The sequence below is a fragment of the Mesorhizobium sangaii genome (assembly GCF_014207355.1).
GTDB lineage: Bacteria > Pseudomonadota > Alphaproteobacteria > Rhizobiales > Rhizobiaceae > Mesorhizobium > Mesorhizobium sangaii.
The window spans coordinates 890,685-905,332 of record NZ_JACHEF010000003.1 but is presented as its reverse complement, the minus strand read 5'-3'; the positions used below and the strand labels follow the sequence as shown (position 1 = coordinate 905,332).

Below are 14,648 nucleotides of genomic sequence, written 5' to 3'. Positions count from 1 at the left end.
TTAGTGGCGGTCCACATCATTGCGCGGATCGCTCTGTCGGCGAAGTATTCAACCCGTCGTCACTTCACCAACTCGATGTCCGGCAGCTTCCATGTGCCGTCGTACAAGCCTTCCTTGGGGCTGTAGAACCGCATCATCGGGTAGAAGCCTTTGCCGGGGAGGGTCTCGACCCAGTTGGCTTCCAAGCCGGCGGGGGCGCTTCCGGCAGGTCCGAAGTAAAGGTCGATCGAGCCGTCCGCATTGGTCTTGAGCTTGTCGAGGCCCGAGCGGGCCGAGTCGTTGCCCGGGTTCTTGATCATGGAGCGGGTCGCGGTGTCGTAGAGCGTCAGCGACCAGAACGCCTCGGCCGGCGGGTTCGCGGGCACGTGCAGGTGATAGGACTTTCCGCCGTCGAGGCGGTTGCCGTCCTTGTCCTTGAACGCCTGGACGTAGTTTCCGCCAGGACCGGCCTTCATGACACCCAGCGCGGGTGTGGTATAGATCGCGCCGTAGGTGTAGTGCAGCCGTTCATCGATCTGGCCGTACGTATCGGTCTTCTGAACGGGATTCACCTGGAACACCCAGTGCCATCTCGTTCCTGGAAACGGCTCGACTCCGAGACCTTCCCCGACCTGGTGGAACCGGTCGGGCCCTTCAAACAGCATCACGCGGCCCATAGCATCTCCCGTCCGGGCGGCTTCTTCGAGGATGGCCTTTTGCCGAGCGTCCGGCTTGAACTCCTTGCCCTTCTCGATGCCCAGCGGCTTGAGCATAGCCAGGTAAAACAGGTCACGTTCCTGGACAGGATTGTTGTTGATGTATCCCGAAAGACGCTCCCAGAACGCCAATCCCCCGGGCGGAATCGTGTTGGAGTCCTTCCCCGACATGGAGAAGAATTTGTTCGGCTTGGGATTGCTGCTGTCGCTCAGCGGATAGACCTTGACCTGCTTGACGTTGGCGACGGCGGCGTCCTTGTCGTCGTTCTGAACGATGCCGCGAATCATGATGTTGTGGTTGTTCGTCGTTGCCTGAACGACGAAATAGCCGGCCTGCGGAGCGTCGCCCTTGTAGCCGGGCGGGAGCAGGAGAAACTTCCCGCCTTTCCCGCGGTCGGGCCCGGGCAGGCCGACGTCGGTGAGCGATCTCTGCCAGAAGTCGTCGATGATGCCGACGATCGCGCCGGGCGGGATCTCGACGACGACCGGTCCCGACTTTCCAAGGTCAACGTTGGTCAACCCGTAAATTGTGGTGTCGTTGGCGGTGAGCCAGACGGCTTTCGGGTCGGCAAAGTTGTCGGCGATGACGAAGTCGTTGAGATCAGCGCCGAGATCGCGCAGGCTACCGATGCGGATGGACTCGAACGAAACCGCCGGATAGGCCCACAAATAGGCCTGCACGGCGCGCTGGTAGTCGAGCTCGTCGAAGACTTTCTTCGTGGTCTCCTCAGTTGGAAACCCGTGCTCGAAATTCAGTTTCCCAATGCGCGTGTCGACGCTGTCGGAAGTCGTCTGTGCGTACACGCCTGTGAGGCTCAACGCACCGAAAACTGCGGCGACGATGAGGCCTCCTGTGAAGCGATTCATCATTGCGATACTCCTCCCATGGATCGTTGCCCGTCGCTGTTTTTCACCAGCTCGAAATCGCCTGGCCTTCAGATGAGCTCATTACTCATCGGCTTATGCCCAAAAGCTGCTGACTCGCTCGACCAGCCAGAACGAAGCGACGCCGCCGATGCAGTACGCCGCGGCAAGCCGAGGCCATGCCGCAGACCAGTTCGCCTCCGGTCGGACGCGAGCAAGCCAGATGCGGCGCAGGATCACGAACAACGTCATGACCACGGCGATAAAGAGGAGCTGCCCGAGTTCGACCCCCAGGTTGAAGAATAGCAGCGCAACTGGAATGGCGTGGCCCGGCAAGCCGACCTCACTCAGCGCGCCGGCAAAGCCGAATCCGTGCAGCAGCCCGAATGCAAACGCGACGAGCCAGGGAAGCCGGGCGGTGAGGCTTTCCCTGCCGTTCGTCGAATTCACGATCTCCACAGCGACGAGTGCAATGCTGAGCGCAATCGCCGCCTCGACCGGTGGGCCCGGAACGTGGACGAAGCCGAGCGTCGCTGCCGCAAGCGTGATGCTGTGCGCGACTGTGAAGGCCGTGACGGTGAGGCCGACGCGCTTCCAGCCCCGCACCAGAATGAGCAGCGCCAGGACGAAGAGCAGATGGTCGACGCCGCTGAGGATGTGCTCCACGCCCAGCCCGAGGTAGGTGGCGGCCACCTGCACGAGCCCGGTCGACGAGGGCACCTCGAACGAGGGGCGGTCCGACGTGAGCCGCGTCGTGCTGGTTTCCCCACTCAGCCTTTCTATGCGCACCAACACATCCGTCCGGCTCGCAGGAAGGCCGTCGATCGCGATGGTCTGGCCGGCGAAGCCGGTGGGATCGCGTACCGTCCACCGTTCGACGTAGGCATCGTCCAGGAATACGCTCTCGCGCGGCGCGGCTTCGACCGCGCTCTGAGGCAACCTCGGGTAGATGGCAAGCCGGAGCTCGCCCATAGCCGGCGCCTTCCAGAGGACGGAATAGACATCCGGTGCGCTCTCGGTTATCGCGAGATAGGCAGGCCGCAGGTCATGCGCTTGCACCGGTCCGGCGACCAGGGTCAGCAGAAGCCAAACGGCAGCGAGCAGACGGGTCACTTTGCCACCTCGGCAAGCTTTGCTGCGCCGACTTCCTCCGGTGCGGCCTCGACCTTGATGACGTATCGGGACCGAAGCTTCTCGTAGAATGCGTCGTTGGCGACGACCTTGCGGGCGTGAAGCCATTCCCGCCGCGCTGCGTCGCGGACCTCCTTAAACGGAGGGTCGCGCGCCTCGACGCGTTCGCTGACGCGAACGAGATGCATACCGTAGACCGAGGTCACCGGCCCTTCCCAACGGCCGCGGCCGCCGTGGTCGATCCAGCCTGCGAAGCCGTCGCCGAACGTCTTTGCAACGTCGGATATCGCGACATCGCGGAAGTCGAAGCCCGCCATGAACTGATCGCCGACCTGCGATGCGTCTGCCGTCCCGGCATTCAGTGCCTTGATCAGGCGGTCAAGCTCCGCGGCGCTCGGGCTGCTCTTGGTGCTCGTCTGGAAATAGATGTGGCTGAAGGAGACGTGTGGCTCGGCATGGAACCAGGCTGGATGGTCGGCCACGAAGGTTTTCAGTTCGGCGTCGGTCGGTTCGGCCTGGGCAGTCAGGTCAGCAACGAACTCCATCTTCTGCCGCATGCGGCGGCGGATGATGGCATCGTCGCGGTCGAGGCCCATCGAGATGGCTTCACGGTAGAGGACTTCATCGCGGATGTAGTCCTGGACCAATGCTTCCCGTTCCCCGACCGTTGGCGGCCGCTGCCAGGTCCGGCTGAAGATCGCCTCCAGGCTGGCAATCTGGCCGGCGCTGACGATGATCTCGCCCTGCGCCGGCCCGTTGTCGGCGGCCAGTCGGAACACGCCGAACAGGACCGCGCCGATGACGAGGAAATGCAGAAGAGGTTCGCGCAGGAGCTTCACGGTGCTCACCCATCAGCCCGGCGTGTACCAGATCGGCGAGGTGTAGGCGCGCTCCTGCCCGAACATCGGCACGCCGTCAGGCATCTTGACGCCAAAGCGCACGGCGTCATAGGCAGTCCACCGCGGCGTCGGGATCTCGAGCACGCGGGCATAATAGACCGCTCGCAGAGCCGGATCGAAATCCGGGTCAGTCCATGTCTTGATCAGCTCGGAAGCGCCGATCGTATTTGTCCAGGTGGCCGTCGCCACGTCGACCGTGTTGCCGACCGGCGGCAGTTTGCCGTCGGTGCCGGGCACGCGCTTGTCCGACCACACCACGTCGTAGACCTTCTCCTGGCGAGCGCCAGCCGCGTCGACCCACCCCTTGACGATCTGGATGCGGTCGAGATTGCCGCCAAGCGGGTCCTTAAGTGCCGCGACGAGGAAGCTCGGCGACTTGCCGGCGGGTGCCGCGCGGAGGTCGCCGCCCATCGGCACACCCTTGCTGTAGCCCGCGAAAGCCGGACTGCGCGATTGCGCGTCGGCCTCGGTGAAGTCCCAGCCGCCGAAGAAGCGCACCAGCATGCGCGGGCCGGTCGTCCCATAGACCTCCTTGCGGCGCAGGGCGTCCCAGAGCGCCTCGCGCGTGTTGTCGGTCGCCCATACGCCGGCATAGCCGGAAGCGACCTGTTGCCAACCCATGAGGAACACGTCGCCATTGCGCATGAACTCGTGGGTCGCACGGTGCGGGCTCGGCTCCGCGCCGCTGTGCTTGCCGAAGAAGTTCTCCTCCTCGGCGGTGGAGAGCGAGGTGTGGCTGTCGGTTGAGCCGATCATGCCGAACTTGTACGGGTTGACCCCGAGCTTCGCATCAAGCTGGAGGCCGGTTTGCAGCGCGGTACGGGCATATTCGCTCTGCAGCATCTCGGGCTTCTTCACCTCGCTGAGGTTGAGGTTGCCCTTGTCCCACAACTCGTAGCCGGCGAACTCGTCGTTCGGCGACAAATAGGGATGTGCCTCGCCGTCGCCCTTTATCTGCGTCACCTCGTAGAGCGGTTCCCAGCGGGCGCGGGTCTCCGCATAGTCTTTGGACAGAGGCTGGCCGGTGGCGGGATTGGTCTCCGTCGGGAACATCCAGCCGTTTGAGAGATTGCCGTTGTGCGAGATGGCCAGCACCCGCCCGCCGGTCTTGTCCTCGTAAGCCGCGAGATGCTTCCACAGATCCTCCGGAGTGGTGCTGCCGGCAGGGGGATAGGTCGTGAACGGAAGGGTCTGCTTTGCCTGCTCCGCGCCGTCGCGATAGATTACGACACGATGGAGATTGTTGCCGGGCGGCACCTGCGAGGTCCATTCGTAACCGATGAAGGCGGTGAAATGTCCCGGCTCATTGTATTTTTCCGCCGCGGCAATGATCTGATCCCAGGTAGAGCGGTAACCGTCGGATCCCGGCAGGAACTGCAGCGCCGGGGGAAATGTGCCGCGCGAGAAATTGTCGATAATCTCGAGCGCCGCCTTGACGCCATCTTCGCCGCCTTTTTGCACAAGATCGTACCAGCGACGGCCGGTCGGGTCAGCGAGCATTTTCGGGTCGCCGGCAAAGAGGGCGGGGAAGAAGCCCATATTATCGGAATGGTCGGTGATGGCGAGAAAGTCCAGCGGCCGCGAGAGCTTCACGCGCTGGCCGCTAGACGAAGTCAGTTCCTCGCCGCGCGCGAAACGGTAGGCTTCCTCGAAGCCGAGCCGGTTGCCGAAGGCGCCGGCGTCCATCGATGCGCTGGTGTGAAGATGCGTGTCGCCCCAGAATACGCGGCTCGGAAAGTTGCGGCCTGCATAAGGCGAATAGCCAGGCGGCTTGCTGGGAGCAACTGTAGAAGAATCGATCGTACCGATGTCGGTGATCGTCTGGGCGGCTGCGGGTGAGACGGCAAGTGCGGTCGCCATCGCCAAAGCGTAGCTCAGGCGCGCATGTGGGCGATCTTTGCGCTTGGCAACAACTGCCGATAAACCTTCCATGCACACGGTTCGGGGAATCAGAGCTGAGGCAAGTTTCATGGCGATATCCTCCCTGGTTCGTTGGATGCAGATTCTGGATCTAAAAACGCATGACCAGTCCCATTATCGGTCCTTGCTGGACGACGTCGAAGACGAAGCCGTCATTGCGGTAGTTGACGCCGAGCGCGCGGTAGCCGGCGACCCCCGAAAACCGTTCGTTGAACCGGTAGCCCAGTGCGGCTGCGACATCCCAGTCGACATTGGCGCCGCCCGCACCAACCATGCCCCAGCCCGTCAGATAGATTTCGGGCGTGAGCGAGTAGTTCGCGCGAACGCCAACCAGCCCATCCACCCAGGTCTTTCCGTCGCTGCCGGAGGCGCCGTCAAGGATGCCGCCATGGAAGTCGAGGTCTGTCTTTACCGACCAGACCCTCATGGCACCGACCAAATCGAGACGTCCGGCGCCTCCCAATTGTAGGTGCTCTCGGTGTTCAGCGTGAAGGTCCAGGCGTCCTTGGTCGTGTAGGAGATGAAGGGCTGCAGGAAGCTGGAGTTGATGTCGCTGCGATCGCTGTCGCCGGCAAACGACCAGATGTGGTTGGCCAGCATGCCGACCGTCCAGCCATCGAATTGCTTCAGGACGACGGCTGTCGGTCCAGCTCCCCATTTTCGACCGCCAAGCAATTCGTCGGTCGCGGTGGGCAACAGGAAGACCGGGCCGACGCCCCAGATGATCCCGCTTGCGGTGGGCTTGGACGGCGAGAAGAACAGGCTTTCGGATATGTCGCCGAGGCCGAACTGGTCGCCAGATGGTCCTGCAATGTCATGCTGCCAGGCGATCGGCACGATGGTGCGCGATATCAGGTTCCAATCGTCGTTCAGCGTGAACGGGATAACCGGCTGGACATTGACATAGGCCTTTTCGCCATCGTTCGGCCCATAGCCGCTATCGTAGTTGAATTGGAACGGCACGCTGATCAGCGAAGCGATCGGGTTGGACAGCTTTTTGGCAAGGTCCTGGGTATTGTCCTCAGCCCAGGCCCCGGTGCCGAAGAGCAGTGCCGGGAGCAGGGCCGCTAGGTGACGACTGCGCGACAGGTATCCCAAGCTAACCTCCGTTTGACGCGGATCCCGATTGCGATGATCAAAACGGTTCGATACTGGCTCCTCGATCCACCCAAGACCATGGGTTGACCTTACGGTACGCCCCGCCAAGAGGGGCCGCTATCGGAATCCTGCAGCGGCGTGCCCCCGCAGATGCCGTTGCGGTAGTCGACCCAGATGAAGTCTGATATGACAGATTGGGATGATCCCGCGGAGGGGATGCGGATGGCGGGGCCGATCGGTCGAGACAATCGTCGGATAGAGATCCTGGCTTCCGTCAAGGCCCGCTATGCGGACTTCGACATGATGGCCGCGAGCGCGATCGGCTGGGATCAGAAATACGACCATATCGGCCGCGGTCGCTTCGAAGGCAGCTTGAGCATGGTCGTCCTCAACACGCTGCAGATCGGACGAGAACGCTGGAAACCGGGAATCATGCAGCGCGGCAGCGCGCCGGCGCGTTGCTGGTTCGTTGGCCTTCCGATCGTCGCGGAAGGATCGCTGCATGTGCGGGGGCGCCTAATTGCGAGCGGTCAGCCAGTCCTGGCCGGGCCGTGTGACGACATTGCTTTCACAGCAAACGGCCACACCGACCTGGCCCAGGTGGTGATTCCGGTCGACCAGATCGAGCACTGGATGCAGATTCGCAGAGGCGCTCCTGGTCTCGACAGGAAGTATCTGGACCGCCCGTTCAAGATGGCCGAGTTGGAGATCGTCCGCCGCGGGACCGCCGTGGCAAGACTTCTGCGGTCACTGCTAAACGGCGCTGATGGCGCCATCGTGCCGGATGCCTTGACGGCCATCGAAGGCCAGATTGTCGATGTTGTCCTCGGCATGGTGCCCTCAATCGATGTCGCGGAACCGCTGCACCGGCGGGCGCTTGTTGCGATGAAGCTGAGGGACATGCTTCTGGGCCATGTCGAGGCACCGGTGAACATCAGCGCAATGTGCGAAGCATTGGGAGTTAAAGAACGCACGCTTTTCGTGGCCTGCGTCGAGGCCTTTGGTCGTCCGCCCAAGGCCATGTTGCTCGAACTGCGTCTCAACGCCGCGCGCCGGGCTCTCACCCATCCTTCCTCCGAGTGGACGGTTACAGATGTGGCGTCACGGTTTGGCTTCTGGCATTTCGGCGAGTTCGCTGCCGAGTACAGGCGGCAGTTCGGCGAACTGCCCTCGGCCACGCTCGCCAGGACGCTGGGTACAAGCCAGGCGTTCGCCGCAACGCGGCACTAAATCCTTGCCCTGGTTCCCGGAGGTGCCCGCGATCTCCGAAATGAGTCGGATAGCATCCTTGGGCGGCGAATTTCCGTATGTGGGTCACGTCACGACGACACTCGCACCGACTTGAAGGTCCGCTAATGAAGATCCGAGGCCCGAAGCCGCCAGTCAGGTTTCCGCGCCATTGCAGTCATTCCCGAATTGCGTCCGATCAGCCGCTCCTAGCTAGCGCGAATTGATCGAGGCGCGATCAGCCGTATGTGATGGACCGCAAGATGGCAAAGCGGACGGCATAACGCTGGATGCAAAGGTCGGCTTTTCGCGCCAGAAGCGGCCCTTGCTTTGAGGGCGGCGGAATGCCGCGTAACCTTATTGGAAGAGCGGGCGAAACGGCCATCTATGGACGAACCGCCGGCGAGCAGCCGAAGGATTGACGTGCTCGCAGCGCGGCGCGCTCAGACGGCGATTTGAAGCGTCCCGTAACGCTTTACCTCAGCCTCGATCTCCCTGACCAGCGTCTCTAGCGCGGGGTTCCTGAGGGTGCGCGCGCGCCTGATGACATAAGCCAGGTCTGGAGGCTTGGGGAATTTGTTGTCGACAATCTCCATGTCGGGCTGCAGGTACCGCTGACTCAAGAGTGCCACGCCGAGCCCCGCTGTCACGCCTGCAATGATTCCGGCTGCGCTGGAGCATTCGAATACGGTCTCCAACACCGTATCCTCGTCCTGCCCGACGTCGATGCCCCAGCGCCGGTAAAAGCAATTTTCATCAAAGGAAAGAAATGGGACCGGCTTCCCGCTCGACAGAACCAGATCGCGGGATTTCACCCAATGCAGCGTCTCGCGGAACAGGAGGATGTCGGCGGGGCGGACCTCGTGCTGGAATACCTGGATGATGGCGGCATCAAGGGCTCCCTGGCTGAGCTGCTCCTGCAGCACGAGGCTCATGCGCACCCGAGTTCGGACGCTCACCTCCGGGTAGAGCCGGCGAAACCGGCCAAGAATGCGAGAAAGGTCCGTGCAGGTCGTATCCTCGGTCATTCCCAGCGCGATCTTGCCTTGCAAAGACCTTTTCGACAGGCTCAGGACCGCCTCGTCATGGATGCCCAGAATGCGCCGCGCATAGCCAAGCAGATCCTGTCCGGCCGTGGTGAACATCGGTGCATTTGCTTTCCGGGTGAGGATTTCGCAGTCGAGACTCGTTTCGAGTCTCTTGATCTTGTGGCTGACGGCCGACTGCGACAGGCCGAGAATTTCGGCCGCGCGCGTCACGCCGCCGTGCTTCTCGATCGACCAGTGCGCGCAAGGCGTCGACATCCAAGCGGCGGCTCATCAATCCGGCCATGACAATCCTCGCTCGAAACTAAAGAGACACGCCAATTTCTGATCCTCCGACGCCTTTCAGGCAAGCAAGTATGGCGATTTTTCTGACCGCGTCATGATCGGATCGAAATTTGTCATGTGCAAACCCCCGCTGGTACCTTCAATGGTCTGAGCCAACGTCGGCCATGCTCCGCTTCGGGGTCACGGGCCGGCTTGAATAAAGAGATTTCATGACGCTCCTGCAAACCAAGATCCATCGCCTCGTATGGCCAACAATGGCGACGGCGCTGGTCGTAAGCTGGAGTTCTGGTTTCGTCGGCATCCGCTACGCGAGCGAGAACGCCGATGTCATGCTGGTGCTGTTCTGGCGGAACTTGATGTCTGGATTGATCCTCCTGCCATTTGCTCTCCTGATCGGACCGCGCGTCAACGCCCGTGCCCTGCTCCAGCAGATTGTCTTCGGCGTGGCGACGATGTTCCTCTATCTGGGCGGATTCGCGCTTGCCATCGGCCAGCGCGTGCCGACTGGCCTTGTCGCGCTGATTTCCGATCTTGTGCCTCTCGCCATCGCCGCCTTGTCGCAGCCGGTTCTGGGTCACCGATTGACCGGGAGACAATGGATCGGAACGGCTCTCGGAGTGACGGGCGTGCTCCTCGTGTCGGTGGACAGCCTGACCCTCGGGACGGCTCCGGCCTGGGCGTATATGTTGACAGTCGCTTCCATGATGGTTCTGGCGCTGGCAACGGTGGTTCAGAAGCGGATGGGGACGATCAATATGCCCATCCATCAGAGCCTGTGCATCCAATGCTTGACGGCGGCGATCCTTTTCGCCGCTTGCGCCGGATGGAATGGCGGGCTGATGCCGCCCCTCGATGCCCGTTTCAGGTTCGGCATCGCCTGGCTGGTACTGTTTTCGACCTTCTTCTGCTACGGCACCTATTATGCAAGCCTGCGCCTCTACACGGCCTCACAGGTCAGCAGCGTGATCTATCTCAGCCCACCGGTGACGATGCTCTGGGGCTGGTCGATGTTCGGCGAGCCGCTTTCGAAGGCGATGCTGGTTGGCCTTGCGGTGACACTGTCCGGCGTCTGGTTCATCTCGTCGGGCAGCGCGCGTCGAAGGAGTTTCAGCTCCGTCAGCATCATGTCGGCTAATCGCCGGGGCGAAATCGACCTCATGATTGATGACGATCCACGTCAGCGTCGCTTCGCCCATGGACATCAAACGAGGTAGTTTCATGAAACTCACAGAATTCAAAGCCCTGACCTTCGACTGCTACGGCACCCTGATCGATTGGGAGTCCGGCATGATCGACGGCCTTAAGCCGCTGACTGAAAGGGCTGCCCGCAGCTTAAGCCGGAACGAGATTCTCGAGGCGCACGCCCGGCACGAATCCAGTCAGCAGAAATGGACGCCGGGGAAACGCTACCGCGACCTCCTGCCGATCGTTTACAAGCGACTTGCGGAGGAGTGGGGTGTCGTCGTCACTCGAGAGGAATGCGTGGCGTATGGCGAAAGCGTGAGGGATTGGCCGGCTTTTGCCGACTCCACGGAAGCCTTGCGGTATCTCAAAAAGCACTACAAGCTGATCATCCTCTCCAACGTCGACAACGAAAGCTTCTCGTTCAGCAACAAGAAGCTCGGCGTAGACTTCGACGCGATCTATACGGCGGAAGATATCGGCTCCTACAAGCCTTCCGACCGGAACTTCGACTATATGCTCGAAAAGCTCGGGACAATTGGGCTCGAGAAGCAACAGATCCTGCACACGGCGGAAAGCCTGTTCCACGATCACGCTCCCGCAAACCGCCTCGGCCTGACATCGTGCTGGATCTATCGCCGGCATGCGGATCAGGGCTTCGGCGCCACGATGAACCCCGGCGATGTACCGACGGTGGATTTTCGCTTCGACAGCATGGCTGACCTCGCGAAGGCGCACGCTGAAGAAATACGGGGCTGATGTTCGAACCGCCAAGCAGCCTATTGCGTGACACCGTCCGCCCGAACCGATCTGGAAGAAGACAGTCGCGGACCGATGGTTGCCAAGGTCCACTTCGGGAGTCTTTCAACGCAATTCGTCGAAAGCAGCCCGCCGGCTTCCGGGAAGCAGACGCTCGGAAGCAGCCACTATCTGCGGCCGATAGGCCGGCCAGGGAACTGGTGTTCCTTTAATCCTGGCCTGGGGATCGTGAAGGTAGGGTGATCTGAGCCCCGGAAACTGGACTGTTCAGATTTGGAGTTTTCCGCCGTAATTTCCTGGCTGGGAGAGGAGCGGAAGACGATGAAGGCATCGAAGTTTTCGGACGCGCAGAAGGCGTTCATTCTGAAGCAGGGAGCGTGTGGGATTCCGGTGGCGGAGATCTGCCGGCGTGCCGGGATCAGCCAGGAAATTACGGCGGAAAACTCCAAATCTGAACAGTCCAGTTTCCGGGGCTCAGATCAACGACCAGCCGAAGGATGTCCGCGCCACACTTGCATACCGAGGGCTACCTGAGGCCAGCAGCCGCAAGCGCTCGGTAGACTGACCCTCGCCCGATGCCGAGGGACGCGGCGATCTCTGACACGGACTTCTGCTGCTGGAACAAGACGACCGCCTCACCGGCCTTTGCTCGCGCCGTCGGCTTCCGCCCTTTGTATTTCTTCTCTGCCTTCGCCTTGGCGATGCCTTCCTTCTGTCGCTCTCTCATCAGGTCCCGCTCGAACTCGGCGAAAGCGGCGAACATGTTTAGCATCAGCCGACCGTAGGCTCCGGTCGTGTCCAGCGTCTCCTTGCCAAATTGCAGCACCTTCAGCCCGACGCCGCGTCCATGCAGGCCATCGACGAGTTCGCCCAAGGTGCGTGTATTGCGTGCCAGGCGGTCAATCTTCGTGACCACCAGCGTGTCGCCCTTGCGCAGGAACTTCAGAGCACGGTCCAGTTCCTTCCGATCCCCAAGAGCCGACACCTGCTCTGAAAAGACATCCTCGCAACCGTCGGCCTTAAGATCACGGACCTGTGCCTCCAACCCCGCCACCTGTTCTTCCGTTGAAGTTCTCGCGTAACCGACCTGCATCCGACCCTCCGTGTCCAATAGCACCTAGACTTTTGAGTCAGATGTGCCCAAAAGTCAATACCAACCTTATTGGACGGCACATGAGCTGCGTTTCCGAACGTCCGATAGACCCTGCCCATGTGGACAGCATGTCAATGGATTGTAGGATTGCGCAGGGCGTCCCGCCTACGCCGCCGTACCCATAAAACGAGCGGCCGGCTCAGGATCATCGTAGGATTGCACTGAACGACGGCATTTGAGGCTGTGCAGCCATGACTTCTTTGGGCCGGAAGCGGATCGGCAGCTTTGGGCTGCGCATCTTCAAGAGCGGACCTTCGCGTCTCTTGCGGTTCTTCGCTGGGGCCGCCTCAACTCGTGCCAAACATTCGCGCCACCCCCGCAAAACGCCTCGGTCATTCGTACTCAGTATGATGCCAGCGTCGCCTCTGTTTGCGCACAATATACGAAAGAAATAAAAGCAGGCGGATCCGGCGGAAGGAATTCCTTCTGATGTTTCCATGCGAGACAGAGGGCGTATGTATCGAAGGGTTTGTGTTCTCGCCGTTCTTCAATACCGCCATTTACAAATGTAAGAGAAATAACATGCGCGGTTGCATTCTCAATTTGGGAGTCCGCTTTTGCAGCAGTTTGCGCTGTCAAAAGGAGAGCGAGCGCGATGATGAACCTGGTCGGTTTCATGTCAGCCTCCTGCCGAACCCAGTGCCGCCAGGATCGCTTGGTTGCGGCGACCGAATGGGCTAGGTTAGGGAGCGCGCCATGAGGGTGAAATGTCCCGAAAGGCTCCTGAAATTGACCCGAAATCTGCCGAAACGATCGCGTTTGGCGGTTTTGTTTTCCTGACCAGATTCAACGAACTCCGAACGGTTGAAGGCAAAGCGATCGATCTCCGCAGCCAGTCCGCCGAGGTGCTCTCCGTGCTCGCGGCGCGACCGGGCGAGATCGTGTCCAAGGATGCGCTGATGCAGGCGGTTTGGCCCGATACCTTCGTGACCGACGACAGCCTTACCCAATGCATTGCCGATATCCGCCGCGCATTGGCGGACGACGCGCATGCGATCGTGGAAACCCTCCCCAGGAGAGGCTACCGGCTGAATGCCCATCCATCGGACGCAACGGACCTAAACGCCGCGGCCGTCATGGGACGAGCCAAGACGCGACGCGGGGTCATCCTTACTGCGATCGTCCTCGTCGCGGCAGCGATCGGCACATACTACGGCGCGGAAGCATGGCGAGCCACTCCGGTTCGTTCGGACGACATGCCGAGGATTGCGATCCTTCCCTTCGACGACATGAGTGCCGGTGCGGACAAGGGATATCTCAGCGATGCCGTTGCCGAGGGAATCATCACCGAGCTTGCGCGGAGCAAGACTTATGCCGTCATCGCCCGGAACTCGAGTTTCAGGTATCGCGGGAAGCCCACCGACACCAGGCAGATCGGAGATGAACTCGGGGTCGACTACCTGCTTGAGGGCAGCCAGCAGAAGATCGGAGACCGGCTGAAAGTGACGGCCCAATTGCTGAGTGCGCATGACGGATCGCATGTCTGGGCCAACACCTACAACCGCGAGATCGGCGATCTTTTCGTCGTCCAGGAGGAAATCATCCGCACGCTTGCGGAACGGGTCGGGCGCAGGATCGAGCGCCCTCTGCCACAGAGCGGTTCTGCCAGGGTCAGTGCGCTCCACTATCACCTGATGGGGATCGCCGAGATTCGAGAGAATTTCTCGGCTGCGAGGAACGAGCTGTTTCGGCAGATGGAGCTCAAGGCGATCGAAGAGGATCCGAACTCGCAGTTCGGCTATATCGGGCTGGCTTGGTCCTATCGCAACGATGCGATGTTCGGCTGGAACGAGCAGGACCGTGACGAGGCGTTGAACCGCGCGGCTGAATACGCCGACGAGGCCATCGTGCTCGGTCCTGATGACGCTGAAGCGCATAATATCCGCGCCAGCATCCACACCGAAGCCGGCGAGGTGGAGCAGGCCCTTGCGCAGTTCGATCAGGCAATCGCCCTGAACCCGAGCAACTCGGATATCCTGGTCCGCAGCACGGATCTGCTACTCTATGTTGGTCGTACAGACGAAGCGATCGATCGCATCAGGCAGGCCATGGGCATCGATCCTTTCTACCCGGACGACTTCAACTGGCAGATGGGCTGGGCGCTCTGGGAAAAGAACGATTGCGGGGCCGCGCTGGCCGCTATGCGGAAAATGTCCACAATCCCGATCGGCGCGCATCGAATGCTTGCTGGAATCCAAGCATGTCTGGGAAACAAGCGCGAGGCAAAGGAAGCACTTGCGGTTTTCCTCCAGAACACTCCCAGTGAATCCATCAGTAAAGAACGCAGGGAGTGGGGCAAGATTTGGACCGCACCCGGAAGCCTCGACCGCTGGATCGAACACATGCGGTTCGCTGGGTTGCCGGAGTGATCATCCTTCACAGGAATATT

Annotated in this window: 10 protein-coding genes and 4 pseudogenes; 5 read left to right on the top strand and 9 right to left on the bottom strand. The window is 61.1% G+C overall.

Annotation, left to right across the window (positions count from 1 at the left end; all coding sequences use genetic code 11):
* Positions 1-59: 59 nt before the first annotated feature.
* The 6 genes and pseudogenes from HNQ71_RS19480 to HNQ71_RS19460 form a co-directional block, all read right to left on the bottom strand.
* Positions 60-1,565 (bottom strand): DUF1254 domain-containing protein, encoded by a 1,506-nt coding sequence (locus HNQ71_RS19480; RefSeq protein ID WP_184874276.1) that lies wholly within the window; start codon positions 1,563-1,565, stop codon positions 60-62.
* 90 nt (positions 1,566-1,655) lie between these two features.
* On the bottom strand, positions 1,656-2,672 hold the full coding sequence (locus tag HNQ71_RS19475; protein ID WP_343068186.1) for a HupE/UreJ family protein: 1,017 nt from the start codon (positions 2,670-2,672) through the stop codon (positions 1,656-1,658).
* Positions 2,669-3,529 (bottom strand): peptidyl-prolyl cis-trans isomerase, encoded by an 861-nt coding sequence (locus HNQ71_RS34920; protein ID WP_343068185.1) that lies wholly within the window; start codon positions 3,527-3,529, stop codon positions 2,669-2,671. The genes HNQ71_RS19475 and HNQ71_RS34920 overlap by 4 nt, the downstream gene beginning before the upstream one ends.
* 12 nt (positions 3,530-3,541) lie before the next feature.
* Positions 3,542-5,449 (bottom strand): DUF3604 domain-containing protein, encoded by a 1,908-nt coding sequence (locus tag HNQ71_RS19470; RefSeq protein ID WP_184874274.1) that lies wholly within the window; start codon positions 5,447-5,449, stop codon positions 3,542-3,544.
* A gap of 151 nt (positions 5,450-5,600) precedes the next feature.
* Positions 5,601-5,963: pseudogene (locus tag HNQ71_RS19465) on the bottom strand (hypothetical protein); the annotation flags it as partial.
* Positions 5,936-6,598: pseudogene (locus HNQ71_RS19460) on the bottom strand (transporter); the annotation flags it as partial. The pseudogenes HNQ71_RS19465 and HNQ71_RS19460, both read right to left, overlap by 28 nt.
* 195 nt (positions 6,599-6,793) lie before the next feature.
* On the opposite strand from HNQ71_RS19460, the gene HNQ71_RS19455 reads away from it, so the two are divergent.
* Entirely contained in the window at positions 6,794-7,837 is a 1,044-nt protein-coding gene (locus HNQ71_RS19455) for a helix-turn-helix domain-containing protein (protein ID WP_210333943.1), read from the top strand.
* 440 nt (positions 7,838-8,277) lie between these two features.
* Here HNQ71_RS19455 and HNQ71_RS19450 read toward each other — a convergent pair.
* Positions 8,278-9,166, bottom strand: a pseudogene (locus HNQ71_RS19450) (LysR family transcriptional regulator).
* A 208-nt stretch (positions 9,167-9,374) separates the two neighbouring features.
* Between HNQ71_RS19450 and HNQ71_RS19445 the strand changes: the two are divergent.
* The 3 genes and pseudogenes from HNQ71_RS19445 to HNQ71_RS19435 all read left to right on the top strand — a co-directional run.
* Positions 9,375-10,379: an EamA family transporter gene (locus HNQ71_RS19445; protein WP_184874272.1), complete on the top strand. Its 1,005-nt coding sequence runs from the start codon at positions 9,375-9,377 to the stop codon at positions 10,377-10,379.
* A gap of 4 nt (positions 10,380-10,383) precedes the next feature.
* Positions 10,384-11,106 carry a haloacid dehalogenase type II gene (locus tag HNQ71_RS19440; protein WP_184874271.1) on the top strand — a complete coding sequence of 241 codons (723 nt, stop codon included), beginning with the start codon at positions 10,384-10,386 and terminating at the stop codon, positions 11,104-11,106.
* 321 nt (positions 11,107-11,427) lie between these two features.
* A pseudogene (locus HNQ71_RS19435) lies at positions 11,428-11,532 on the top strand (transposase); the annotation flags it as partial.
* Between the two features lie 100 nt (positions 11,533-11,632).
* Here HNQ71_RS19435 and HNQ71_RS19430 read toward each other — a convergent pair.
* Both HNQ71_RS19430 and HNQ71_RS19425 read right to left on the bottom strand, forming a co-directional pair.
* Complete coding sequence (locus tag HNQ71_RS19430; protein ID WP_184874270.1) at positions 11,633-12,199, bottom strand: recombinase family protein; 567 nt, start codon at positions 12,197-12,199, stop codon at positions 11,633-11,635.
* 402 nt (positions 12,200-12,601) lie between these two features.
* On the bottom strand, positions 12,602-12,877 hold the full coding sequence (locus HNQ71_RS19425) for a hypothetical protein (RefSeq protein WP_183450390.1): 276 nt from the start codon (positions 12,875-12,877) through the stop codon (positions 12,602-12,604).
* A gap of 89 nt (positions 12,878-12,966) precedes the next feature.
* Here HNQ71_RS19425 and HNQ71_RS19420 point away from each other — a divergent pair, with 89 nt between their 5' ends.
* A complete protein-coding gene (locus HNQ71_RS19420; protein WP_184874269.1) occupies positions 12,967-14,628 on the top strand; it encodes a winged helix-turn-helix domain-containing tetratricopeptide repeat protein in 1,662 nt (553 codons plus the stop codon).
* Positions 14,629-14,648: the final 20 nt, after the last annotated feature.

What these genes read in the sequence shown, in the direction of transcription:
- HNQ71_RS19480 (WP_184874276.1), bottom strand. Translation starts at nt 1,565, where the DNA reads ATGATGAATCGCTTCACAGGAGGCCTCATCGTCGCCGCAGTTTTCGGT.
- HNQ71_RS19470 (WP_184874274.1), bottom strand. Translation starts at nt 5,449, where the DNA reads ATGGCGACCGCACTTGCCGTCTCACCCGCAGCCGCCCAGACGATCACC.
- HNQ71_RS19455 (WP_210333943.1), top strand. Translation starts at nt 6,794, where the DNA reads ATGACAGATTGGGATGATCCCGCGGAGGGGATGCGGATGGCGGGGCCG.
- HNQ71_RS19445 (WP_184874272.1), top strand. Translation starts at nt 9,375, where the DNA reads ATGACGCTCCTGCAAACCAAGATCCATCGCCTCGTATGGCCAACAATG.
- HNQ71_RS19440 (WP_184874271.1), top strand. Translation starts at nt 10,384, where the DNA reads ATGAAACTCACAGAATTCAAAGCCCTGACCTTCGACTGCTACGGCACC.
- HNQ71_RS19430 (WP_184874270.1), bottom strand. Translation starts at nt 12,199, where the DNA reads ATGCAGGTCGGTTACGCGAGAACTTCAACGGAAGAACAGGTGGCGGGG.
- HNQ71_RS19425 (WP_183450390.1), bottom strand. Translation starts at nt 12,877, where the DNA reads ATGAAACCGACCAGGTTCATCATCGCGCTCGCTCTCCTTTTGACAGCG.
- HNQ71_RS19420 (WP_184874269.1), top strand. Translation starts at nt 12,967, where the DNA reads ATGTCCCGAAAGGCTCCTGAAATTGACCCGAAATCTGCCGAAACGATC.